This window comes from Pseudomonas sp. YNh, from assembly GCF_037993085.1.
GTDB lineage: Bacteria > Pseudomonadota > Gammaproteobacteria > Pseudomonadales > Pseudomonadaceae > Aquipseudomonas > Aquipseudomonas putida.
In genome coordinates this window covers 1-597 of record NZ_JBBMRJ010000090.1, presented here as the reverse complement: position 1 = coordinate 597, position 597 = coordinate 1, and the positions used below count along the sequence as shown (strand labels likewise).

1 protein-coding gene is annotated in these 597 nt (G+C 62.3%); it reads left to right on the top strand.

The genetic code is table 11. From position 1 onward, the window contains the following. Positions 1–597, top strand: a 597-nt coding sequence (locus WF331_RS29170) for a DUF6708 domain-containing protein (RefSeq protein ID WP_445325409.1), incomplete at both ends; no start/stop codon positions are given.

Genomic DNA, 597 nt, shown 5'->3' with positions numbered 1-597 from the left:
AACCCAACAAGTTCACCTACATCGACCGAAATACTGCGGCGGCATCGTCACTTTTCCGTGGAAAACAACCGGAAGCACAGCCATCGATCCAGAAGATGACTCACTCAGCTTGGGCATGCGACTAGGGCTAGTCTGGCACCCCAGCCGTACCGGCCTTCCCCACATGGAAATGGCCCTACTCGGCAAGCAAGGCCAAGGCGGCAGCGAACTGCGTGACGAGTGGGAGTTCATTCGCCGCTACATGGAAGAAGGCCCCCACGCCGTCCCCCGCCCCCGCCTGAGCACACAACTACCATCACCCATCCAGGCCTTCAGCGCCCAGTTCGAAGGGCTTGGGCGTTTCTTCCGCAAGAGCAGCTGGCTGTTCAAAGTCATCCTGCTGATGGTCTGGCCCGCTTTCGTCATCGTTGGCACCGGCCACTGGCTCAGCCTGCTGCTGTGCTGGCGACCGCGCTGGCCGAAAGTAATCCGCGAGGCCGGCTTGCCCGGCAAGCCCGTCCCACCCGTGACCACCCTCAGCGACTACCCACCCGCAATCCAGGAGCGCCTGCTCGCCAATGCCTACCGCTGGCAGCTCAAACCCGGCAAACGGCCTGA